The following is a 22303-nucleotide window of genomic DNA, read 5'->3' on the forward strand; positions in this document are numbered from 1 at the left end:
CGTTTTTTCACACGCCCTTTTTTTTACCTATTTTTCATTTCGAATTGAGCCAGATAGACTGGCTGTCTAGGTTAGCGCTTCGGCTAACAAAGAAATATTATAGAATATATACGATTTGCAATGTGTTTTCCTGTACATTGTTTTGTTATTTATTTGCTAGATTCGTAATTATGTATAAAATACATTTTAATGCATAATTATTCAATGCATATGTCATATCATTGCGTAACAGGCAACAAAAATCTTATAAAAGATCAAACTGTTACATATAATCTCATACAGTCTTTTACAGTACAGAAACTACACTTTCTGTTACTTAATAGCAAAAACAGGCTGTTTTCACCTCATTTATTTTGCAATTTTCTGAAATAAATGGTATAGTTGTAAAGTTAAAAAATTGTAAATATTGCTTGTATTTACGGCGTGAATCGTTATAGAATTAAGAGCAAAAGAACTAAAAACGGAGGAAAAATGAGGAAATTAGCATTAGATGATGATATTTTACTGAATATAGAGAAACCTGCCCGCTACATTGGCCATGAAGTCAATTCGGTCATGAAGGACAAAAAAGCGGTAGATATTCGGTTTGCAATGTGTTTTCCGGAGGTATATGAGGTTGGTATGTCCCATCTGGGAATCCAGATTCTGTACGATATGTTCAACCGCCGGGAGGATACCTGGTGTGAGAGAGTATACTCTCCGTGGATCGATCTGGATAAGATCATGCGCGAAAAACATATTCCACTTTTTACCCTGGAATCTCAGGATCCGGTGAAGGAGTTTGACTTTCTTGGCATCACATTACAGTTTGAGATGTGTTACACCAACGTGCTTCAGGTACTGGATTTGTCTGGTATCCCACTTCACAGTGCGGACAGAACTTTAGAAGATCCGTTTGTAATTGGTGGAGGACCGTGCGTGTATAATCCAGAACCACTGGCAGAATTTTTCGATATGTTCTATATCGGAGAGGGCGAAGTGGTTTATGATGAACTTCTGGAAGCATACAAAAAGTGGAAGAGAGCCGGAAAAAGCCGGAAAGAATTTCTGGAAATGGCAGCAGAGATCGAGGGAATTTACGTTCCTTCTTTTTATGATGTCACTTACAAAGAAGACGGCACGATTGAATCTTTCCTGCAAAATAACCCACATGCAAAAGAAAAGATCAAGCGAGTAGTTGCAGCAGATATGAGCCAGACAACTTATCCGTTAAAGCCGGTTGTTCCGTTTATCAAAGTAACCCAGGACAGAGCTGTTCTGGAGATTCAGCGCGGCTGTATCCGTGGATGTCGTTTCTGTCAGGCGGGAATGGTTTACCGTCCGACACGTCCGCGTGATATCAATATGCTCAAAGAGACGGCACGTGCAATGCTGAAAAATACGGGACATGAAGAGATCACCTTAAGTTCTTTAAGTTCCAGTGATTACAACGAACTGGAAGAGATCGTCACCTTCCTGATCGATGAGTTCCACACACAGGGCGTCAACATTTCCCTGCCGTCCCTTCGTATCGATGCATTTTCTTTGGATGTTATGAGCAAGGTGCAGGATGTGCGTAAGAGCAGTCTGACCTTCGCCCCGGAAGCCGGAACACAGAGGATGCGTAATGTAATCAACAAAGGTCTGACGGAAGACGACATTTTAAATGGTGCAGGACAGGCTTTTGAAGGTGGATGGACGAAGGTCAAGCTCTATTTCATGCTTGGACTTCCGACCGAAACCCAGGAAGATATGGAAGGAATTGCTGTTCTTGCAGATAAAGTAGCACGCCGGTATTATGAAATTCCGAAGGATCAGAGAAATGGAAAATGTCAGATCACGGCAAGTAGTTCCTTCTTTGTACCGAAACCATTTTCACCGCTTCAGTGGGCGACCATGCAGCCGATGGAAGAATATATCCGCCGTGCAGGAATTGTACAGGAAGCATTCCGCAACCAGCTGAACCGCAAGAGTCTGCGCTACAACTGGCATACCGCCGAAGTAACCGTTCTGGAAGGCGTCTTTGCCCGCGGTGACCGGAAGGTCGGAAAGGTTCTGGAAGAGGCTTACCGTCTTGGCTGTATTTACGATGCGTGGGATGAGTATTTTGATTATGATAAATGGCTGCAGGCCTTTGAAAATACAGGTGTAGACATGGATTTCTATAATCTCAGAAAGCGTGAATTAGATGAAATCTTCCCATGGGATTTCATCAATTGTGGCGTGACAAAATCTTTCCTTATAAGAGAATGGAAGAATGCAATGGAAGGGAATGTAACCCCGAACTGCCGTGCAAAATGTTCCGGCTGTGGGGCAGCAAGTTACGGAGGAGGTGTCTGCTTTGAAGGCAAGAATTAAATTTCGGAAAAATGGAGTGATGAAGTTCATCGGACACCTGGATATCATGCGGTATTTCCAGAAAGCGATTCGCCGTGCCGAGATTCCGATCGCATTTACCAGTGGTTACAGCCCGCATATGATCATGTCTTTCGCTAATCCACTTGGCGTAGGGCTTACCAGTGACGGGGAATATTTTGATATCGAATTGACCGAGTCAATCGCCAGCAAAGAAGCGGTCAGACGGCTGAATGAACAGATGGTAGACGGCATGGAGATCGTCAGCTTTGTGCAGATCCCGGATGATAAGAAAAGCAAAGGAATGTCAATCGTAGCAGGTGCCGACTATTTATCTTCGGTAAAAAATGGCAGCCTGCCGGAAGATCTTGCTGAAAAGCTGGAAGCTTTTTATGCGCAGAATGAAATCTGTGTGGTCAAAAAGACGAAAAAGAGTGAAAAAGAAGTGGACATTCGTCCGATGATCTACAAGCTGGAATGCCGGGACGGAAAGATTTATATGCGTGTGGCAGCAGGAAGTGTCCAGAATTTAAAGCCGGAGCTGGTCACAGAAGCGTTTGTCCGCTATCTTGGTATGGATGCGGAGGAAGTGACCTTTACCCACCACAGACTGGAAACTTTTGCGGAATCCGAAAACACGGAGGGCAAGATGATTCTGGTTCCACTGGATGCGCTTGGAACGGAGATTGTATAGATGGAACGAAAAGTACTCCTTACGGAATGCATGAACCGCCGGGTGCTTGCACTTTTAGAGGATGAGAAAGTAACGGAATTTCACTTTGGCAGTAGCGGAGAAAAAAAGAGCTGCTGCCTGGGTGAAATTTATGTCGGAAGAGTACGGAAAATCCTTCCGAATATCGGTGGCGCATTTGTTGAAATTGCCAACGGTGAGCAATGCTATTTTGCGCTGGATGGAAAATATACCCCGGTTTTCACCAATAAGATCGGAAAGAAGCCACTTGTGATCGGTGATGAGCTTCTGGTTCAGGTGGAGAAAGAAGCAGTGAAAACCAAGCAGCCTGTCGTGACCGGGAACTTAAATTTCACCGGGCAGTATGTAGTACTGACTTCCGGCAATCGTACCATTGGTGTATCCGGTAAAATTCACGGTGCCCGGAAAGAAGAACTGCAAAAGCTGGGACAGGACTATATAGGCTGTGATTTCGGATTGATTTTCCGGACAAATTGTGTGGAAACAGAAGAAACACAGATCCGTGCCGAAATTGACAAACTGGCAGAGAACTATCACAGAATCGTAGAATATGGCAAAATGCGGACCTGCTTCAGCTGTCTGCAGAGTGCACCGGATCCGTGCGTACAGGCACTCCGGGATATTTACAAAAAAGATTTGACGGAAATTATTGTAGAGGAAACGGTAGAAGATGGAGTTTTGTATAAAGAAGTTCAGACTTATCTGGAAACGGAAATGCCAGATGAACTTCCGATTCTCCGTGCGTATACGGATCCGTCTTATCCACTTGTAAAATGCTATAACCTGGAAGGGGCGATCCGAGAAGCCAGACAAGAACGGGTATGGATGAAATCCGGGGCTTATCTGGTGATCCAGCCAACCGAGGCGCTGACTGTAATCGATGTCAATTCCGGAAAATGTCTGAAAAAGAATTCTCATTTTCCGGAGATCAACCGGGAGGCAGCAAGGGAAGCAGTCCGCCAGATCCGACTCCGCAATATTTCCGGTATCATTATTATTGATTTTATCAACATGAAATCAGCAGAAGAGAAGAAAGAACTTCTTGCGTATCTGCAGCTGGAATTAAAGAAGGACCCAAATCCGGGAAATGTGATTGGAATGACGAAACTGCAGCTGGTGGAAATTACACGAAAGAAAATCCGAAAAACACTGGAGGAAAGTTTACATGGGTAAAAAAGAAGTCAAAACAAATGCAATGCGAATTTTAGACAGAAAGAAAATTTCTTACGAATATCAGACCTATGAATGCGATGAATTCACGGACGGAATTGAAACCGCCGACAAGCTGAATCTGCCTCACGAACAGGTTTACAAGACCATTGTCACAACTGGGAAAAGTGGCGAACATTATGTTTTCGTTCTTCCGATCGAAGCAGAAATTGATTTTAAGAAGGCTGCAAAAGCGGTTGGTGAAAAATCTATTGAAATGCTTCATTTAAAGGAGTTAACACCGCTTACCGGCTATGTGCGTGGTGGATGCACTTCGATCGGAATGAAAAAGCATTTTCCGACGGTCATTGATGCAAGTGCACAGCAGTTTGAGAAAGTCTATGTAAGTGCCGGAAGAATCGGTGCACAACTGACACTTGCACCGGAGGATTTGAGAAAAGCAGCGGATGCTACATTTGCAGATGTAATTCATGCATAGAAAGTTTTCAAAAAAAGAAATTCTATTAGACAAAATGCAAGATTTTCAACAGATTCCAAAAGAAAATCTTGCATTTTTCACGTCAGCGTAATAAAGTAATAACTACATAAGTGTAGAAACATCTGCCCGGTGTTTCTACAGAAAATGCAGGTTTGCCATGTGCAGATCAGAATACATGAATTGAGAGATGGAGGAATACCAACAGATGATTAAGGTAGTGAAATTCGGCGGAAGCTCTCTTGCCGATGCAGTACAGATTAAAAAGGCAGGAAAGATCGTTCTTTCAGAGGAATCAAGACGTTACGTTGTACCGTCTGCTCCGGGAAAGCGTTTTTCCGACGACACCAAGGTAACAGATATGCTGTATCGTTGTTACGGCGCAGCTGTAAAAGAGAAGAAATTTACAGAATTACTCGCTGACATTCAGAAGAGATATCAGGAAATCATTGAAGGGCTTGGGATCACTCTTTCTCTTGACGAAGAATTTGCCACCATCCGTGATAATTTTGCAAAGAAGATCGGAAGAGATTATGCTGCTTCCCGTGGAGAATATTTAAACGGACGTGTAATCGCAGCTTATCTTGGATATGAGTTTATCGATGCGGCAGAAGTGATCAAGTTCGATGAAAATGGGAACTTCCTTTCAGAAGAAACTAACCAGGTACTTGCAGACAGACTTTCAAAAGTAGAGCATGCCGTGATTCCTGGATTCTACGGAGCACGTCCGGACGGAACGATCCAGACATTTTCCCGCGGCGGATCTGATGTAACAGGATCGATCGTTGCAAGAGCCACACATGCTGATATGTATGAGAACTGGACAGACGTATCCGGATTCCTCATTGCAGATCCCCGTATCATCAAGAATCCAAAAGGAATCGAAGCAATTACTTACAAAGAGTTGCGTGAACTTTCTTATATGGGTGCCAGCGTATTGCATGAAGATGCAATCTTCCCGGTTCGTAAAGAAGGGATTCCGATCAACATCCGTAACACAAACGCACCGGAAGAAAAGGGTACTCTGATCGTAGAAGGAACCTGCAGAAAGCCGAAGTATACAATTACAGGTATTGCAGGAAAGCGTGGATTTGCTTCTATTACAATTGAAAAAGCAATGATGAACTCAGAAGTCGGATTTGGTCGCAAGGTTCTTGGTGTATTTGAAGATGAAGGGATTTCTTTTGAACATATGCCGTCAGGAATTGATACTATGACTATCTTCGTTCATCAGGATGAATTTGAAGAACATGAGCAGAAAGTGCTTGCGGGCATCCACCGTGCCGTGAATCCGGATGACATCGAACTGGAATCCGATCTTGCACTGATCGCTGTTGTTGGACGTGGAATGCGCCAGACACGCGGTACAGCCGGAAGAATTTTCTCCGCACTGGCACATGCACATGTCAATGTAAAAATGATCGATCAGGGATCCAGCGAGTTAAATATTATCATCGGTGTGAGAGAGCACGACTTTGAAGCAGCAATCAAAGCAATTTATGATATTTTTGTTAACACTCAGCTGTAAATCTTCAATTCGATCCTCAAATATGGTATAGTACAGGTGTTGGGGAAAACTCCCCTGTACAGAATATTCATACAAGAGAGGATACGAAAATGAATATATTATTTTTCCTGAAGCCAAAAGCAGAAGTGGCATTTGTATATGACTACCACACGCTCAGACAGGCAATGGAAATCATGGAGTACCACAAATACTCATCCATTCCGATGATCAACCGGGAAGGTAAATACGTCGGTACAATCACCGAAGGAGACCTGCTCTGGGGACTTAAGAAGCTGAACATCCTGAATCTGAAAGGAGCAGAAGACATTGCAATCACGAAGATTGCAAGAAGAGCAGATTACCGGCCGGTAAGCGCTGATTCCAATATGGAAGATCTGATGGAAAAAGCGATGGATCAGAACTTTGTTCCGGTCATAGATGACCAGGAGAATTTCATAGGAATTATCACAAGAAAAGACATTATCGGATATTGTTATGAAAAAATTAAAAAAATCGCAAATTAGGGGTTGACTTTGTACGGTATGCCACTGTATAATACAGAGGTATGCCGCACAACGAGGTTATAAGTCCTGATTTGATCAGACACCGTAGTTGGCGAGTAATGATAATAGGAGGTGCCATATGTACGCAATTATAGCAACAGGTGGTAAACAGTACAAAGTAGCCGAAGGCGATATCATTAAAGTAGAAAAGCTTGGTGTGGAAGCCGGACAGTCTTATACTTTTGACCAGGTTCTCGCAGTAAGTGGTGACGAGCTTAAAGTTGGAACACCAGTAGTAGAAGGTGCAACAGTTGAAGCATCTGTAATTGGTGACGGAAAAGCTAAAAAAGTTATCGTTTACAAGTATAAGAGAAAAACAGGTTACCACAAGAAAAACGGACACAGACAGCAGTATACAGCAGTTAAGATCGAAAAGATCAACGCGTAAGAAGCTGGTGGTTATATGATACGAGTAACCATTTATAAAAATGAAAAACATCAATGTGTAGGTTTCAAAGCACATGGTCATGCAGGATTCAGTGAAGAAGGACAGGATATTGTCTGCGCAGCTGTTTCCGTACTTACGATCAATACTTTGAATGCCATTGAGAAATTTGCGGATGACCGTACAAGCCTTGTATCCGATGAATCCAAAGGACTCATTGACTATCGACTTAAAGGTAATCCGACTCGCGAGGCAAAGCTTTTGCTTGACGCGATGGTTCTTGGTCTGGAAGAGATTGCAGAAGATGAGAACTACAGAGAATATATGGATTTGACATACGAGGAGGTGTAACAACCATGATGAAATTAAACCTTCAGTTTTTCGCTCATAAAAAAGGAGTTGGTTCTACAAAGAACGGTCGTGACTCTGAATCTAAGAGACTTGGAGCAAAAAGAGCAGACGGACAGTTTGTAAAAGCTGGTAACATCCTTTACAGACAGCGCGGAACAAAGATTCATCCAGGAATCAATGTAGGTCGCGGTGGTGACGATACATTATTTGCACTGGTTGACGGTGTTGTTCGTTTTGAAAGAAAAGGAAGAGATAAGAAACAGGTTTCTATCTATCCAGTAGCTGAATAAGCAGATTTAACAGAGGCTTCAAACTTTTTGGGTTTGAAGCCTTGTTTTTAGTCATAAATAAGGAGGACATATTATGTTTGCAGACAGAGCAAAAATATATATCCGATCCGGAAAGGGCGGCGACGGTCACGTCAGCTTTCGCAGGGAATTATATGTTCCGAATGGCGGTCCGGACGGAGGCGACGGCGGTCGCGGCGGTGATGTAATCTTTGAAGTGGACAAAGGTCTTAACACACTGGTAGATTTCCGTCACAAAACAAAATATAAAGCACAGGACGGAGAGGAAGGCGGCAAAAAGCGCTGCCATGGTAAGGATGCAAAGGATCTGATCCTGAAAGTTCCTGAAGGGACAGTTATCCGTGAAGCAGAGACCAATAAAGTCATTGCCGATATGTCGGGCGAGAACCAGCGCCAGATTATCTTAAAAGGTGGTAAGGGCGGTCTTGGAAATATGCATTTTGCAACCTCTACCATGCAGGTTCCGAAGTATGCACAGCCGGGAAAGCCTGCACAGGAACTCTGGGTGAATCTGGAACTTAAGGTGATCGCAGACGTTGGGCTTGTCGGTTTCCCGAATGTTGGTAAATCTACATTCCTTTCCCGTGTAACCAATGCGCAGCCAAAGATTGCAAATTATCATTTCACAACACTCAGCCCGAACCTTGGAGTTGTAGATCTGGAAGGTGCAAAGGGATTTGTTATTGCAGATATTCCGGGACTGATTGAAGGAGCATCAGAAGGTGTCGGACTTGGACATGAATTTTTGCGTCATGTTGAACGTACCAAGATGATGATCCATGTTGTGGATGCGGCAGGTATCGAAGGACGTGATCCGGTTGAAGACATTTACAAGATCAACGCTGAACTGGAAGCATATAACAAAGAAATTTCCATGCGTCCACAGGTCATTGCAGCGAATAAGGTTGACCTGATCTATTCCGAAGATGAAGATCCGATCCAGAGACTGAGAGATGAGTTCGAGCCAAAAGGAATCAAGGTATTCCCGATTTCCGGTGTGACCGGAGAAGGGCTTTCTGATCTTCTTTACTATGTAAATAATGAACTTCAGAAGTTGGATGACAAGCCGATCGTATTTGAACAGGAATATTTCCCGGAAGAAGAGATCATCCACATGGATCTTCCATATACCGTGGAAAAAGAAGACGATGTATTTGTAGTAGAGGGACCGAAGATCGAAAAGATGCTTGGTTACACCAATCTGGATTCCGAGAAGGGATTTGCTTTCTTCCAGAAATTCCTGAAAGAAACCGGTATCCTTGAGCAGCTTGAAAATGCAGGTGTTCAGGAAGGCGATACTATCCGTATGTACGGTCTTCAGTTTGAATATTACCGTTAGAAAAGAACATAATTTCAGAAAGGAGAAGTTTTATGACTTCCAAACAGAGAGCTTATTTAAAGAGCCTTGCGATGACAATGGATCCTATCCTTCAGATCGGTAAATCCAGCGTAACACCGGAACTTACCGCAGCTGTTGCAGAAGCGCTTGAAGCAAGAGAACTGATCAAGCTTCACGTTCTTCAGAACTGTGGAGATGATCTGCGTGGAATGGCAGAGATCCTTGCAGAGCGTACACGTTCCCAGGTGGTACAGGTTATCGGAAGAAAAATCGTTCTTTATAAAGAGGGAAAAGACGACAAGAAGAAAATCGTTCTTCCTTAATGAGTGGAGTATAGATTATGAGAATCGGTATTATGGGCGGAACATTTGATCCCATCCACAACGGGCATCTGATGCTTGGTGAATATGCATACCAGCAGTTCCATCTGGATGAAGTGTGGTATATGCCAAACGGCAATCCGCCCCATAAATCAAATCCGGAAATACGAAAAGATTTACAGGACCGTGCCGAAATGACACGCCTTGCAATTGAAGAGATTCCGTATTTCCGGCTTTGTACCTATGAAATGGATCGAAAGGAAACTTCGTACTCCTATCAGACAATGGAGTATTTTAAAGAGACTTATCCGCAGGATGAATTTTATTTTATCATCGGTGCGGATTCTCTTTTCAATCTGGAAACCTGGAAATGTCCGGAAAGACTTCTGAAAACAGCGGTCATCCTGGCAGCATATCGGGATGATGCAGGAGCGCCGAAAGAAATGCGCCGTCAGATCACATATTTGAAAGAAAAGTATGCATGTGATATCCGGCTTCTCCGTACCCCTGTGATGCCGGTTTCTTCCAGTGAGATCCGGCAGATGATCCGAGGAGGAGAGACAGAAGATCTTCCGATTCCGAAAAAGGTTGCAGATTATATAGATTTGAACAGATTATATCAGGTGAGTGAACATGACGGAAACAATACTTAAGATGCAGAAAAAAGTAAAACGGTACCTGGATAAAGACCGTTATGATCATACGATCGGTGTGATGCATACGGCAGGCTGCCTTGCCATGCGTTATGGTGCCAATCTGGAGCAGGCTTTGACGGCAGGACTTTTACATGACTGTGCAAAATGTGTGCCGGCAGATGAAAAGATTAAGCTCTGCGAGAAAAATCATATCGAAATTTCCGATGCAGAGTACAAAAATCCGGGACTTCTGCACGCAAAGCTGGGCGCATTTTTTGCCCGGGAAAAATATGGAATAGAAAATGAAGAGATTCTACGATCGATCGAGTCTCATACAACCGGTCGTCCGAATATGTCTCTGCTTGATAAGATCATTTATATCGCAGATTATATTGAGCCTGGAAGAGATGTTGCACCAAATCTTCCGGAAGTACGTGCGCTTGCATTTGTAGATATCGATGCATGTCTTTACCGTATTCTGGAAGATACACTTGCATATCTTGCCGAAAAAGGTGCAACGTTAGATCCTGCGACAGAAGAGACATTTTTATATTATAAGAACCTGAAAAACAGTGATTCCGAAAAGGAGGAAAAAAACTGATGCAGACAATCGAGCAGTCAAGAGAGATGGCAAAACTTGCCTGCGAAGCACTCGCTGACAAAAAAGGCGAAGATATCCGTGTAATTGACATTGCAGGAATCTCTGTGCTTGCAGATTATTTTATCATTGCAAACGGAACCAACGAAAGCCAGGTAAGAGCACTGGTTGACAATGTAGAAGAGACACTCGGAAAAGCAGGATACGAAGTCAAACAGCGTGAAGGCTATGGCCTTGGAAGCTGGGTACTGCTGGACTTTGGCGATATTATCGTTCATGTATTTGACAGAGAAAACCGTGTTTTCTATGATCTGGAAAGAATCTGGAGAGACGGAAAACAGGTTGATCCGGAAGAATTATAAAAGAATTCAAAATGAGAATGTGCTTCGGCACATTCTTTTTTAAAATGTAAAAAGCAGGGCATGCGCCCTGCTTTTCTGATACAATTATTCAAGATATATAAGCTTATTCACAAAGTCTTGAGAATGCATCTGCAACAAACTGTACTTTAGTTCCAACAATAACCTGTACAGAAGTTTTTCCAGGTCTAATAACACCTGCAACACCTGCAGATTTGATCACTTTGTCGTTAACTGCAGTCATATCTTTTACTTCCAGTCTCAGTCTTGTTACACAGTTGTCGATGCTTGCAATGTTTTCCTTTCCGCCGCAACCTTCAAGAATCTTTGCTGCGATAGCTGTGAAGTCATCACTTGCCAGTTCTACATTTTTTTCTGCTTCCAGATCGTCATCATCTTCTCTACCCGGTGTCTTCAGATCAAATTTCTTGATCGCGAAGAGGAATACGAAATAGAAAACTAAGAATGCTGCGATTCCAAGCGGAATAATAAGCCATATCTTAGCTGCTGCCGGAAGAGAAGCAGAGAAGAATAAGTCCATCGCACCTGCTGAGAATGAGAATCCTGCACGGAATCCAAGGGCAACTGTGATCATTGTGAAGATACCGTAAAGTGCTGCATAAATTACATAAAGTACCGGTGCAAGGAACATGAATCCGAATTCGAACGGTTCAGTTACACCACAGATGAATGCACAAATAGCTGCAGAAGCTACAAGTCCGATTGCAACTTTCTTTTTCGCCGGTTTTGCACATTTTACCATAGCAAGAGCTGCACCAGGGATACCAAACATCATACATGGGAAGAATCCTGACATGTACATTCCAAGACTCCATGATACGTCTGCAGATGTTTCACCAGCCCAGAAGTGCTGTAAGTCACCAAGACCGATCGTATCAAACCAGAATACATTGTTCAGTGCGTGATGTAATCCGGTAGGAATGAGCAGACGGTTGAGGAATGCATAAATACCGGCTCCTACAACATCCAGTCCAACGATTCCTTTTCCAATAGCAACAAGTGCTCCGAAAAGTAATGGCCATACGAATAATAAAACAACAGATGCAAGAATAGAAACAACTCCGGCAATAATTGCTACACAGCGTTTTCCACTGAAGAAAGACAACCAGTCCGGAAGCTTTGTGCTTTTGAATTTGTTGTAGCACACAGATCCGATGATACCTGCAAGAATACCGATAAACGGGTTTGCGATTTTGTCGAAGGCAAGTGTCTTTGTTGCACTGTCTGCGATAGAAGGCATGATCGTTGTAACAAATCCTGTTGAAAGAAGTGTTGTCATCATAAGCCATGAAGCAAGAGCAGCGATACCACCTGTACCATCATTTTTTTCAGACATACCGACACCGACACCGATTGCAAAAAGAATTGCCATGTTGTCGATCAAAGCTCCACCTGCTTTTACTAAAAACAGACCGATCAGATTTACTGCACCCTCGATGTCTCCACCCTGCATCGTAGCCGGACATAACCTGTATCCAATACCCATGAGGATACCACAGATCGGAAGAATAGCTACCGGGAGCATTAACGCTTTACCAAGTTTTTGTAAGAATTTCATCTTTTCTCCTCCTTAGAAATAAAATAAAAGTATACACTAAACTGGACCATTCCAGTTAGCTTCGATTGAAAAAGCACAGATCCTAGGATAATTTAAGCACAGCATCCTCCAGTGTGACTTCGCCTTTCTTCTGAAGGGCTATTTTTCCATAAGTATCTGTATTACAGATGAGTACCGGAGTAATGGTATTTAATCCGGCTGCCTGGATCTTATCCAGATCAACTTCCATCAGGAGATCTCCCTGTTTTACCTTGTCACCTGCAACAACATGGGGGGTAAAAGGTTCTCCTTTCAGTGTAACGGTATCAAGACCGATATGGATCAGAATCTCTGTTCCCTGGGTGCTTGTCATAGTAACGGCGTGAAGAGTATCAAATACCATACTCACTTCCCCATCTGCCGGTGCATAGACCTTTCCCTCGGAAGGAATGACTGCAAATCCGTCTCCTAATATTTTATCCGCAAAAGTCGAATCCGGAACTTCTGTGATCGGTACGACTTTTCCGTTACACGGGGAGTGGAGTAGATTCCCCTTATTTTTTCCTTTAAATAAACCTAACATGTGATCTCCTTTCCATCTACATAGACGCTTACTATATTCAAATCTTTATCTAAAAGCACAAAATCTGCTTTCTTACCAGCGGAGATACTTCCGACCTCATGGAAAATTCCGATTTCTTTTGCCGGATTTTCAGATGCGCACATGACTGCTGTTTCAAACGGAAGGCCGACTTTCTTAACCACAAAACGCACACAGTCCATAAGATTCGTAGCAGAACCAGCAATTGTTCCATCATGCAGAGTAGCAAGATTGCCTTTTACCTTTACCGGCTGTCCGCCAAGGGTGTAATCTCCATCATTCAGACCAGTTGCTCGCATACTGTCACTGATCAGGATCATGCGCTTCGCACCAAACATGGCAAAGGTTGCGCGGATCACAGACGGGTGAATATGTACACCGTCGCAGATCAGCTCTGCATGGCATGTTTCAGAATCCCTAACTGCACCGATTACGCCCGGATTTCTATGATTCAATGGTGGCATTGCATTGTACAAATGGGTTGCATGGGAAGCACCACGCTGAATGGCTTCTTTTGCAGTATCATAATCCGATGCGGTATGCGCAAGGGATATAACTACCTCATCCTTTGCTTTCTCGATAAATTCCATGGCTCCCGGTTCTTCCGGTGCAAGATCCACCAGTTTGATCAGTCCCTTTGCCGCCTTTTGAAGCCGGCAGAAATATTCATAATCACAATGCAGGATATTTTCTTCTGCCTGGGCACCTTTTTTGGAAGCACTGATAAATGGTCCTTCCATATTGATACCAACCAGGTGTGCACCGCCATTGCAGGTGTAATCACCTGCATTTTTCATAACATTTAAAAGCTCGTCTTTAGCAATTGTCATGGTAGCCGGACAGACAGAAGTTACACCGATGGACGCTTCATATTTTGTAATGATATCCAGTGCTTCTTTTGTACCGTCGCACATGTCTGCTCCCATGCATCCGTGAAAATGAATGTCCACAAGTCCCGGAATCATATAAAGTCCCTGGGCATCCACGATCTGGGCATCCTGTTCCGAAAAATCCGAAAAACTTACAAATCTGCCATTTTCCACAACTGCATTCCCGTTCACAAAAGTATGATTTTCTGTATAAATTGACGCATTTTTAATGATCATTTTCAAAGCCTCCGTTCCTTGCAGACATGATTATAAAGGAAGTTTGCTAAGTGCAGCTTCGTCAGCTACCAAAGTCACATCATTATGCAGCTGTAAAACAGAAGCAGGAACCTTCGGTGTGATCGGACCAAAGAAAGCATCTCTTACGATTTCTGCTTTATCTTCGCCACTTGCAACGATCAGGATTTTCTTTGCCTGCATGATCGTCTTGATTCCCATTGTATAAGCCTGTTTCGGAACATCGTCAGCTGAAGCAAAGAAACGTTTGTTTGCTTCGATGGTAGACTGAGTCAGATTTACACAATGAACCTGCTTGTCAAAAGCTTCCCCCGGTTCGTTGAATCCGATATGACCGTTATGACCGATTCCGAGAAGCTGAAGATCTACGCCGCCTAAAGACTGAATCAGATTGGTATATTCCTGGCATTCTTTTTGAGAATCCGGTTCCATTCCGTTTGGAAGGTGTGTATTCTCAGCTGGAATATTCACATGATCAAATAGGTTTTGATGCATGAAATAGTAGTAGCTCTGGTCGTTGTCACGGCTAAGTCCTTTATATTCATCAAGGTTTACCGTCATAACTTCTGAGAAATCAAGATCACCTTTGTTATACCATTCCACCAACTGCTTATAAAGACCGATCGGAGTAGATCCGGTTGCAAGCCCCAGAACACAATTTGGTTTCATAATAACCTGTGCAGAAACAATATTGGCAGCCTTGCGGCTCATGTCTACGTAATCTTTTGCTTTGTAAATTCTCATTTTTATCCTCTCTCCATTCCATAAATATTAAACGCCACGATTTTTTATACAATTTGCATATATCACAGCAAGTTGTATTAGTACATATACACATCCTAACCAATGTGCTCACTTTTTTCTACAAAAAATTTAGCGTTTTACCGAATTACATTGAAATTGGTGAATATTCTTCTAGTTAAATTCATGATGTTATTATAACAAAAAAAATCAAGATTACCCATGTAAAAAACTACGTGAGGTATATAAAAAACAACAAAAACAACAAATATACATAAAAATGTTATCCTTGCTTTTCATATCTTATGGGGATCTTGCTGGACAATCTTTGTTTCTAACGGTTTTAAGGATTTCTACTCATTTTGGTTTCCAGGAAAAAGCTGTTTTTATAAACTTCTGATTGAATAAAATCCATTTCCGAAGCAAGGACAGAAAGGGTCTGTTCTACGATCTGGAAAGAATCTGGAGCGATGGCAAACAGGTGGATCCGGAATATCTGTAAATATATTTTCTGGTGTTTTAGAGACTGATACTGGTGATCCGATGCTTTCTGTGTTATAATATATAAGTTATCAGGGAACTTGATTCTGAATCATGGAGGCACAAAGTATGGAACCCATGTATTTGTCAATCCAGCCGAAAAAGACTGGAGAACGCATAAGAAAGCTACTCTTGGAAAAAGGATATACAATTCGGGAAATCCAGGGAGCTTTTGGATTTGAAAATCCGCAGGCCATTTATAAATGGCTTTCCGGAAAATCGTTACCCAGTATAGACAATTTCATTATTTTAAGTAGATTATTACATACTTCGATTGAAGATATCCTCGTCATTGACGGGGATATTTCTCATTTCTATGGAGTTTTAAACTGTTGGTTGAATGACAAACAGCTATCATATAATTATAATTAAATCAGAAGTTGAGGAACAGATATTATTTATATGGTGTTCGAGGATTGCGGAAATTGCATAGCAATGGAGCAATCCGGTTACATCATTTATATTGTAAGCAAGAGAACAGTATGGGAGGCAAAAATCATGAAGAAAATTACATCAGCTTATGCAAACAAGATGTTGAGAAGCCTTGAGGAAGATAAAGCATTCTGGGTAAACAAGGAGGCAGCATCCAGTACCTATGTGGCTGCGGTCAATGAGGAGCCGGTCATTCCGGAATATGATTATATGACCATTGCAAATACAATTGACGAGATCGACAGGAAGATTGTTACTATCAAACATACATTGAACCTGACAAATGCCACCGCAAAAGTGCAGGTTGGCAATCAGGAGATGAGCATTGACAGCATTTTGATCCGAATGGCGCAGCTTAACAAAAGAAAAGCTGTTCTTGACGATATGCGCAAGCGGCTTCCGAAAATGCGTGTGTATAGTAATTCCTTCAGTTCATCCGGATCGGTACCGGAATATAAATATATCAACTATGATCTGGAAGTAATCCGTCAGGAATACGATCGTATTTCCAATACAATTATGGAAATGCAGATTGCACTGGATCGCTACAATCAGACAGTGTTGTTTGATGTGGATATCTAAGTAAGAATTTCCGTACAGGGTATATCTTCAACAAAGCTTATAGACGGTTGGTTATGGTTCAATGTCATCGTTTATTGGTTATTTGTTATCAGGTTATGTGTTCTTGTTCATAGAAACATTTTTGGAAAAGTATACAATTTAAATTTTTAAATCACCCTGTAAAAAACCTGTGTCAGTTCACAGTGCAGAGGTACGGTTTCAAGCACGCAACAGCTGTGGAAGCAATTCCGCAGCTGTTTTTAAAATAAAAAAAATTGCAACCAAGAGAGTTTTAAATCAAAATATATCCGCCAGAAAAAGAATTCGCTCCATATTAAAAAGTTACCAAAAACAAGAAACTATTTTTGTGAATTTAGTTGCTTGTTTTTTTGTGCGCAAAGATGCTACAATCAAGGAAACTATTACAAGAGAAATAGTTTCCACAAGGAGATGATGATGTGTCAGATAAAAATTTAAAAGGCAATATTCTCGAAGCAACCATCAAGGCATTTCAGAAAAAAGGGTTAAAATTTACAATGGATGATCTTGCATCTCTTCTGGGAATCAGCAAAAAAACAATCTATACTGTTTTCCCTGACAAAAATTCATTGGTTCTGGAGATGGTTGATTATTGTTTTTCCTCGATCAAAGAAAGTGAACAAAAAGTTCTTCAAGATCTGAGTCTGGATACGGTTGGTAAAATCAGAGCAATTCTTGGTGTGTTACCGGAAGGGTATCGGGAGCTTGATCTCAGACAGCTTTATCAGTTAAAGGAGAGGTATCCCGAAGTTTATGAAAAAGTAAAATCCCGTCTGGAAACCGGGTGGGAGAGTACGATTTCATTACTGGAACAGGGCATCACAGAAGGAAAAATTCGAAATATCCAGATTCCAATTTTAAAAACCATGATGGAAGCCACATTAGAACAGTTTTTTCAGAGAGACGTGCTGGTCCAGAATGGAATTTCTTATCATGAGGCATTAGATGAAGTCGTATCCATTCTGATCGATGGCATTACAATCTGACAAGGGGGAATTTATTATGGGAGAAGTACAGAAACTAAAAGGAAAAGAAAAGTTTGCCTACGGAATCGGGGCTGTAGGGAAAGATATGGTCTATATGCTGTCAGCGTCCTATGTCCTTTATTATTATCAGGACATCATGGGTGTCAGTGCTGTGGCAATGGGGGTGATCCTGTTTATCGCCCGAATTTTTGATGCATTTAATGATCCGATCATGGGAATCATCGTAGCAAAGACGAAAACCAGATGGGGCAAGTTCCGACCGTGGCTCTTTATCGGTACACTGACAAATGCCATTGTTTTGTATCTGATGTTTGCTGCACCGCCCTCTCTTTCAGGCAGAGGACTGGTTGCTTATGCGGCTGTAACCTACATACTCTGGGGCGTAACTTATACGATGATGGACATTCCATACTGGTCCATGATTCCTGCTTTTACCGAAAGCGGAAAAGAGCGCGAAAATCTTTCTGCAATGGCACGTTCCTGTGCCGGCGTTGGTTCTGCAATTATCACGATCATCACCGTACTTTCCGTATCCACGCTTGGCAAACTGGCAGGCGGGGAAAGTGCATCGGAAATTGAACGGCTTGGATATCGCTATTTTGCACTGATCATTGCGGTTTTGTTTTTCATTTTTATCACGATTACCTGTCTTTCTATTAAAGAAAAATCTTCGGTAAATATGGAAACAGCAACGGTAAAAGAAATGTTCCGGGCACTGTTTCGCAATGACCAGGCACTGACCATGGTTGTGGCAATTGTTATGATCAATACCGCATTATATATTACATCGAATCTGGTCATTTACTTTTTCAAATATGATTTCAGTCCGGAAGCATGGCAGAGCAATTATACGCTTTTTAATACCTTTGGCGGTGCATTCCAGATCCTTGCGATGATGATTTTGTTTCCGCTGTTCCGGAAATTTATGAATACGATAAATCTTTTTTATGTCAGCTTTTCTATGGCATTTGCAGGATATCTGATCCTTCTTGTGATTGCATTCTCCGGAAGTACCGGTGTCTATCTGCTTCTGGTTCCGGCATTCCTTATTATGTCGGCAATTGGTATGCTGAATGTTATTGTGACGATTTTCCTTGCAAATACGGTAGATTACGGGGAATTGAAAAATAACCGGCGTGACGAATCGGTAATCTTTTCGATGCAGACCTTTGTGGTAAAGCTGGCATCTGGCGTGGCTGCACTTGCGGCTTCGATCGTTATTCAGATCTTCCAGATCAAGAAGGATGAAACGGCAGAAGTACTGACGGTAATCGCACCGGCTTCCAGGCTGGGACTTCGGATGTGTATGACGATCATTCCGATTCTTGTATTGCTGATCGGATTACTTGTGTTCCGAAAACATTACATATTAACAGATGAAAAGACAGAAGAAATATCCAGAACACTGGAAGAACGGAAGAGAGCATAATATTTATACCTATAATTTTATAACGAAATTTTAGTGGGACAGTTTGCGGACTGTCTCATTTTTTTACATTTGTATATAATAATATACGTCCATTTAACATTTCTTTAGCAGAAATATGATAGCACTTTCAGAAGCTGAAATGTTATGATATTTCACGGACATAAGAGCAAGAACGAAGCCACATTCGTGGCTATGAAGGAGGAAAAAGATGGCTGAAATTGCGTTAAGAAATGTCTGTAAGCAATTTGATTCCACACATTATGGTGTAAAAGATTTTACCTTAGACATTCATGATAAAGAATTTGTGATTTTCGTAGGACCTTCCGGCTGTGGAAAATCTACAACACTTAGATTGATTGCAGGACTGGAAGATATTACAGATGGAGAACTCTGGATCGACGAAGAGCTCTGCAACTATCTGGAACCAAAGGAAAGAGAGATGTCAATGGTTTTTCAGAATTATGCTTTATATCCAAACATGACTGTTTATGGAAATATTGCTTACTCACTGAAAATCCGTAAGGTTCCGAAAAAAGAAATTGATCAAAGAGTCAGAGAAGTAGCAAGAATCCTTGAGATTGAATCTCTGCTTGACAGAAAACCGACGGCATTATCCGGCGGGCAAAAGCAGCGTGTTGCGATTGGCGCGGCAATCATAAGACAGCCAAAAGCATTTCTTATGGATGAACCACTTTCCAATCTTGATGCAAAGCTTCGGGCGCAGATGCGTGTTGAATTGCAAAAGTTACATAAACAGTTAGATACCACCATCATTTATGTTACACACGATCAGACAGAAGCAATGACGCTTGGGACAAAAATCGTTGTCATGAAAGACGGTCTGATCCAGCAGGTAGATACCCCGCAGAACATTTACGATCATCCGGTAAATAAATTTGTCGCAGGATTTGTAGGTGCACCGACCATGAATTTTATCGAATGCGAAGTGGAAAAAGAATTTGATAAGACAGTCCTGTTATTTGCAACAACAGGACCAGTAAAAAAAGTATATCCAACTGGGCGTAATGAAGAAATTCTCCGGAAAGAATACCTGGGAAAACGTGTGACCCTGGGAATCAGACCGGAAGATATCTATGAATACGAAGAAGCAAAAGCCAGCGGATTTGCAAAAAACAGTGCCGGAATACGGGAAACCGTCGTTACCAGAGAAATGCTTGGAGCAGAAGTATTCCTGTATTTTGATGAACAGCACAGAACGCATGCTGTAAGGCTGGAGCCATCCAACCAGACAAAAGTAGGTGAAACGGTAGATCTGTATTTTGATCCAAATCGGATTCACATATTTGATACAGAGACAGAGGAAAATATTCTGAATCTATATAGGAAAGGATATTAAGAATGAAAAAAGAAAAGAATCTAAAAATTACACCGTACCTTTATCTGGTGCCGAGTATTCTGATCTTTGCAGTATTTTTGTTCTACCCATTTGTAAAGACAGTTTACTTAAGCCTTTTTATGACAAACAAAATGGGACAGGCAAAAATCTTTGTAGGTCTTCAGAATTATATAGATCTGCTTAGTTCAGAATCCTTTAGAAACAGTTTAAAAGTTACATTGGTCTTTGTTGTCATCGTTGTACTCGGCGGAATGCTCCTGGGATTGATTGCTGCAGTTCTTTGTAACAAAGCTTTTCCTGGAATCCGCGTATTCAGTACCGCTTACGCGCTTCCGATGGCGATCGCATCAAGCTCGGCAGCCATGATTTTCCAGATCATGCTCCATCCGGCAGTCGGAATTGTAAATAAGCTTCTCGGACTTGATATCAACTGGCTAAACGATCCAAACACCGCACTTTACTGTGTCGCGATCCTTACCGCATGGTTAAATAGCGGAATCAATTTTCTGTATTTTTCGGCAGGACTCGGAAATATTGACGAAACCATTTATGAAAGAGCATCGGTCGACGGTGCAAGCGGGGTTCAGCAATTTTTCAGCCTGACACTTCCGGGACTGTCACCGATCATGTTTTACACCGTTGTTGTAAACATCATTCAGGCATTCCAGTCATTCGGACAGATCAAGATCCTGACAGAAGGCGGACCGAATGAATCCACAAACGTAATCGTATACTCGATTTACAGAGATGCATTCTTTAACTATCGTTTTGGAAGTGCATCCGCACAGTCTGTTATCTTATTTGTCATTATCATGCTTGTAACATTGGTGATGTTCCGCATTGAGAAGAAGGGAGTAAATTACTAATGAGTCAGTTAAATAGTATGGCAATTCCGATGGAAGGAAAATATTCAAAAAGTGAACTTCTGGAATTAAAAAATAAAATGAACGCCAAGGCACTGGCGAAAAGAAGAAGTAAGACAGCACTGCGCCTTGCGGCAAATATCATTTTCGCAATCCTTGTACTGCTTCCGCTTTTATACGCGGTCAGCATTGCGCTGATGCCATCCAATGAATTATTTACAACGGATCTGAATCTTTTTCCGAAGCATCCGACACTGCAGAACTTCAAGGAGGCATTTACAACTGTTCCGCTTCTCCGGTTCATTTTAAATTCATTTATCATGGCAGGATGTATTACCATCGGACAGATCATTTCCTGTTCCCTTGCCGCATTTGCATTTTCCTTCCTGGAATTTAAGGGAAAAGGAATCCTTTTTGCAATTGTTATGGCAACCATGATGGTTCCTGGCGAAGCAACGATCATTTCCAATTATCTGACCGTCGGAAGCTGGGGGATTCTTGATACGTATGCGGTACTGATCATTCCGTATCTGACATCGGCGATGGGAATCTTTTTGTTCCGTCAGTTCTATATGACATTCCCGATGTCCCTGTATGAATCAGCAAAACTGGACGGATGCAGTAATTTGAAATTCATTATTAAGATTCTGATCCCGCTGACCAAGTCAGCAATCGGAGCTATGGCAGTTTATACTTTTATCAATGCATGGAATATGTATATGTGGCCACTTCTTGTAACCGGTTCCAACAACATGCGAACCGTACAGATTGGTATCAGTATGCTTGACAGTGTGGATTCGCAGTCCATTACCCTGATGATCGCAGGTGTTGTCATGATCATCATTCCGTCGATTTCGATTTTCATTATCGGACAGAAGCAACTGATCCGGGGAATGTTCTCAGGAGCTGTAAAGGGTTAATTCCTATACTGGAAACGGGAAAACATTCATTCCCGATCCTATATATGTGTAAATATTACACACAATTTCATCCAATTAGAAGAGATCACAACAGGA

At 42.0% G+C, this 22303-nt stretch carries 25 protein-coding genes; 21 read left to right on the top strand and 4 right to left on the bottom strand.

Annotated features, from left to right (window positions below):
* Positions 1 to 471: 471 nt before the first annotated feature.
* The 14 genes from PGR14_RS14870 to rsfS all read left to right on the top strand — a co-directional run bounded on the left by PGR14_RS14870 (position 472) and on the right by rsfS (position 11059).
* Positions 472 to 2337, top strand: coding sequence for a TIGR03960 family B12-binding radical SAM protein (locus PGR14_RS14870; protein ID WP_055248630.1), 1866 nt, complete (start codon positions 472 to 474; stop codon positions 2335 to 2337).
* A complete protein-coding gene (locus tag PGR14_RS14875) occupies positions 2321 to 3028 on the top strand; it encodes a TIGR03936 family radical SAM-associated protein (protein ID WP_055248628.1) in 708 nt (235 codons plus the stop codon). Before PGR14_RS14870 ends, PGR14_RS14875 begins: the two co-directional genes overlap by 17 nt.
* A complete protein-coding gene (locus PGR14_RS14880; protein ID WP_055248626.1) occupies positions 3029 to 4219 on the top strand; it encodes a ribonuclease E/G in 1191 nt (396 codons plus the stop codon).
* On the top strand, positions 4212 to 4694 hold the full coding sequence (gene ybaK / locus PGR14_RS14885; protein WP_008370496.1) for a Cys-tRNA(Pro) deacylase: 483 nt from the start codon (positions 4212 to 4214) through the stop codon (positions 4692 to 4694). Before PGR14_RS14880 ends, ybaK begins: the two co-directional genes overlap by 8 nt.
* A 205-nt stretch (positions 4695 to 4899) precedes the next feature.
* Entirely contained in the window at positions 4900 to 6219 is a 1320-nt protein-coding gene (locus tag PGR14_RS14890) for an aspartate kinase (protein ID WP_055248624.1), read from the top strand.
* Between the two features lie 89 nt (positions 6220 to 6308).
* Entirely contained in the window at positions 6309 to 6722 is a 414-nt protein-coding gene (locus PGR14_RS14895) for a CBS domain-containing protein (RefSeq protein ID WP_055248622.1), read from the top strand.
* 118 nt (positions 6723 to 6840) lie between these two features.
* Positions 6841 to 7149, top strand: a complete 309-nt coding sequence (gene rplU, locus PGR14_RS14900; protein WP_008370484.1) for a 50S ribosomal protein L21 — start codon at positions 6841 to 6843, stop codon at positions 7147 to 7149.
* A gap of 15 nt (positions 7150 to 7164) precedes the next feature.
* Positions 7165 to 7497, top strand: coding sequence for a ribosomal-processing cysteine protease Prp (locus PGR14_RS14905; RefSeq protein ID WP_008370483.1), 333 nt, complete (start codon positions 7165 to 7167; stop codon positions 7495 to 7497).
* A 5-nt stretch (positions 7498 to 7502) separates the two neighbouring features.
* Positions 7503 to 7787 (top strand): 50S ribosomal protein L27, encoded by a 285-nt coding sequence (gene rpmA / locus PGR14_RS14910; protein WP_008370482.1) that lies wholly within the window; start codon positions 7503 to 7505, stop codon positions 7785 to 7787.
* A 73-nt stretch (positions 7788 to 7860) separates the two neighbouring features.
* A complete protein-coding gene (obgE, locus tag PGR14_RS14915) occupies positions 7861 to 9144 on the top strand; it encodes a GTPase ObgE (protein WP_055248620.1) in 1284 nt (427 codons plus the stop codon).
* A 32-nt stretch (positions 9145 to 9176) separates the two neighbouring features.
* Positions 9177 to 9467, top strand: a complete 291-nt coding sequence (yhbY, locus tag PGR14_RS14920) for a ribosome assembly RNA-binding protein YhbY (RefSeq protein ID WP_008370480.1) — start codon at positions 9177 to 9179, stop codon at positions 9465 to 9467.
* Between the two features lie 17 nt (positions 9468 to 9484).
* Positions 9485 to 10117 carry a nicotinate-nucleotide adenylyltransferase gene (nadD, locus tag PGR14_RS14925; RefSeq protein ID WP_022221033.1) on the top strand — a complete coding sequence of 211 codons (633 nt, stop codon included), beginning with the start codon at positions 9485 to 9487 and terminating at the stop codon, positions 10115 to 10117.
* Positions 10098 to 10700 carry a bis(5'-nucleosyl)-tetraphosphatase (symmetrical) YqeK gene (yqeK, locus tag PGR14_RS14930; protein ID WP_008370474.1) on the top strand — a complete coding sequence of 201 codons (603 nt, stop codon included), beginning with the start codon at positions 10098 to 10100 and terminating at the stop codon, positions 10698 to 10700. Before nadD ends, yqeK begins: the two co-directional genes overlap by 20 nt.
* An 8-nt stretch (positions 10701 to 10708) precedes the next feature.
* On the top strand, positions 10709 to 11059 hold the full coding sequence (gene rsfS, locus PGR14_RS14935; RefSeq protein ID WP_044998772.1) for a ribosome silencing factor: 351 nt from the start codon (positions 10709 to 10711) through the stop codon (positions 11057 to 11059).
* A 103-nt stretch (positions 11060 to 11162) separates the two neighbouring features.
* Here rsfS and PGR14_RS14940 read toward each other — a convergent pair whose 3' ends face one another.
* The 4 genes from PGR14_RS14940 to nagB all read right to left on the bottom strand — a co-directional run bounded on the left by PGR14_RS14940 (position 11163) and on the right by nagB (position 15083).
* Positions 11163 to 12635 (bottom strand): PTS transporter subunit EIIC, encoded by a 1473-nt coding sequence (locus PGR14_RS14940; protein WP_055248618.1) that lies wholly within the window; start codon positions 12633 to 12635, stop codon positions 11163 to 11165.
* 82 nt (positions 12636 to 12717) lie between these two features.
* Positions 12718 to 13197 (bottom strand): PTS sugar transporter subunit IIA, encoded by a 480-nt coding sequence (locus PGR14_RS14945; protein ID WP_055157019.1) that lies wholly within the window; start codon positions 13195 to 13197, stop codon positions 12718 to 12720.
* On the bottom strand, positions 13191 to 14321 hold the full coding sequence (nagA, locus tag PGR14_RS14950) for an N-acetylglucosamine-6-phosphate deacetylase (RefSeq protein WP_055248617.1): 1131 nt from the start codon (positions 14319 to 14321) through the stop codon (positions 13191 to 13193). The genes PGR14_RS14945 and nagA overlap by 7 nt, the downstream gene beginning before the upstream one ends.
* Positions 14322 to 14351: 30 nt before the next feature.
* On the bottom strand, positions 14352 to 15083 hold the full coding sequence (nagB, locus tag PGR14_RS14955; RefSeq protein ID WP_008370457.1) for a glucosamine-6-phosphate deaminase: 732 nt from the start codon (positions 15081 to 15083) through the stop codon (positions 14352 to 14354).
* Between the two features lie 606 nt (positions 15084 to 15689).
* Between nagB and PGR14_RS14960 the strand changes: the two genes are divergently transcribed.
* The 7 genes from PGR14_RS14960 (at position 15690) to PGR14_RS14990 (ending at position 22207) form a co-directional block, all read left to right on the top strand.
* Positions 15690 to 15992 carry a helix-turn-helix domain-containing protein gene (locus tag PGR14_RS14960; protein ID WP_055248615.1) on the top strand — a complete coding sequence of 101 codons (303 nt, stop codon included), beginning with the start codon at positions 15690 to 15692 and terminating at the stop codon, positions 15990 to 15992.
* A 126-nt stretch (positions 15993 to 16118) separates the two neighbouring features.
* Positions 16119 to 16634 carry a hypothetical protein gene (locus PGR14_RS14965; protein ID WP_055157119.1) on the top strand — a complete coding sequence of 172 codons (516 nt, stop codon included), beginning with the start codon at positions 16119 to 16121 and terminating at the stop codon, positions 16632 to 16634.
* Positions 16635 to 17071: 437 nt separating this feature from the next.
* Positions 17072 to 17638: a TetR/AcrR family transcriptional regulator gene (locus PGR14_RS14970; protein ID WP_008370447.1), complete on the top strand. Its 567-nt coding sequence runs from the start codon at positions 17072 to 17074 to the stop codon at positions 17636 to 17638.
* Between the two features lie 16 nt (positions 17639 to 17654).
* Entirely contained in the window at positions 17655 to 19067 is a 1413-nt protein-coding gene (locus PGR14_RS14975; protein ID WP_044998643.1) for a glycoside-pentoside-hexuronide (GPH):cation symporter, read from the top strand.
* 208 nt (positions 19068 to 19275) lie between these two features.
* Positions 19276 to 20424 (top strand): ABC transporter ATP-binding protein, encoded by a 1149-nt coding sequence (locus PGR14_RS14980; RefSeq protein WP_270223645.1) that lies wholly within the window; start codon positions 19276 to 19278, stop codon positions 20422 to 20424.
* 2 nt (positions 20425 to 20426) lie between these two features.
* Positions 20427 to 21290 (top strand): carbohydrate ABC transporter permease, encoded by an 864-nt coding sequence (locus PGR14_RS14985; RefSeq protein ID WP_055260551.1) that lies wholly within the window; start codon positions 20427 to 20429, stop codon positions 21288 to 21290.
* Complete coding sequence (locus PGR14_RS14990) at positions 21290 to 22207, top strand: carbohydrate ABC transporter permease (protein WP_055248607.1); 918 nt, start codon at positions 21290 to 21292, stop codon at positions 22205 to 22207. The genes PGR14_RS14985 and PGR14_RS14990 overlap by 1 nt, the downstream gene beginning before the upstream one ends.
* Positions 22208 to 22303 lie beyond the last annotated feature (96 nt).

This window comes from Coprococcus sp. AF99-45, from assembly GCF_027663865.1.
Classification (GTDB): Bacteria; Bacillota; Clostridia; order Lachnospirales; family Lachnospiraceae; genus Allocoprococcus; species Allocoprococcus comes.

Bases quoted from the DNA above. Each gene is read 5' to 3' on its own strand.
- nagB (WP_008370457.1), bottom strand. From the start codon at position 15,083: ATGAGAATTTACAAAGCAAAAGATTACGTAGACATGAGCCGCAAGGCT.
- PGR14_RS14975 (WP_044998643.1), top strand. From the start codon at position 17,655: ATGGGAGAAGTACAGAAACTAAAAGGAAAAGAAAAGTTTGCCTACGGA.
- PGR14_RS14940 (WP_055248618.1), bottom strand. From the start codon at position 12,635: ATGAAATTCTTACAAAAACTTGGTAAAGCGTTAATGCTCCCGGTAGCT.
- PGR14_RS14870 (WP_055248630.1), top strand. From the start codon at position 472: ATGAGGAAATTAGCATTAGATGATGATATTTTACTGAATATAGAGAAA.
- nadD (WP_022221033.1), top strand. From the start codon at position 9,485: ATGAGAATCGGTATTATGGGCGGAACATTTGATCCCATCCACAACGGG.
- PGR14_RS14945 (WP_055157019.1), bottom strand. From the start codon at position 13,197: ATGTTAGGTTTATTTAAAGGAAAAAATAAGGGGAATCTACTCCACTCC.
- PGR14_RS14980 (WP_270223645.1), top strand. From the start codon at position 19,276: ATGGCTGAAATTGCGTTAAGAAATGTCTGTAAGCAATTTGATTCCACA.
- ybaK (WP_008370496.1), top strand. From the start codon at position 4,212: ATGGGTAAAAAAGAAGTCAAAACAAATGCAATGCGAATTTTAGACAGA.
- PGR14_RS14880 (WP_055248626.1), top strand. From the start codon at position 3,029: ATGGAACGAAAAGTACTCCTTACGGAATGCATGAACCGCCGGGTGCTT.
- yqeK (WP_008370474.1), top strand. From the start codon at position 10,098: ATGACGGAAACAATACTTAAGATGCAGAAAAAAGTAAAACGGTACCTG.
- PGR14_RS14990 (WP_055248607.1), top strand. From the start codon at position 21,290: ATGAGTCAGTTAAATAGTATGGCAATTCCGATGGAAGGAAAATATTCA.
- rplU (WP_008370484.1), top strand. From the start codon at position 6,841: ATGTACGCAATTATAGCAACAGGTGGTAAACAGTACAAAGTAGCCGAA.
- PGR14_RS14960 (WP_055248615.1), top strand. From the start codon at position 15,690: ATGGAACCCATGTATTTGTCAATCCAGCCGAAAAAGACTGGAGAACGC.
- nagA (WP_055248617.1), bottom strand. From the start codon at position 14,321: ATGATCATTAAAAATGCGTCAATTTATACAGAAAATCATACTTTTGTG.
- PGR14_RS14905 (WP_008370483.1), top strand. From the start codon at position 7,165: ATGATACGAGTAACCATTTATAAAAATGAAAAACATCAATGTGTAGGT.
- PGR14_RS14895 (WP_055248622.1), top strand. From the start codon at position 6,309: ATGAATATATTATTTTTCCTGAAGCCAAAAGCAGAAGTGGCATTTGTA.
- PGR14_RS14890 (WP_055248624.1), top strand. From the start codon at position 4,900: ATGATTAAGGTAGTGAAATTCGGCGGAAGCTCTCTTGCCGATGCAGTA.
- yhbY (WP_008370480.1), top strand. From the start codon at position 9,177: ATGACTTCCAAACAGAGAGCTTATTTAAAGAGCCTTGCGATGACAATG.
- PGR14_RS14965 (WP_055157119.1), top strand. From the start codon at position 16,119: ATGAAGAAAATTACATCAGCTTATGCAAACAAGATGTTGAGAAGCCTT.
- PGR14_RS14985 (WP_055260551.1), top strand. From the start codon at position 20,427: ATGAAAAAAGAAAAGAATCTAAAAATTACACCGTACCTTTATCTGGTG.
- obgE (WP_055248620.1), top strand. From the start codon at position 7,861: ATGTTTGCAGACAGAGCAAAAATATATATCCGATCCGGAAAGGGCGGC.
- rpmA (WP_008370482.1), top strand. From the start codon at position 7,503: ATGATGAAATTAAACCTTCAGTTTTTCGCTCATAAAAAAGGAGTTGGT.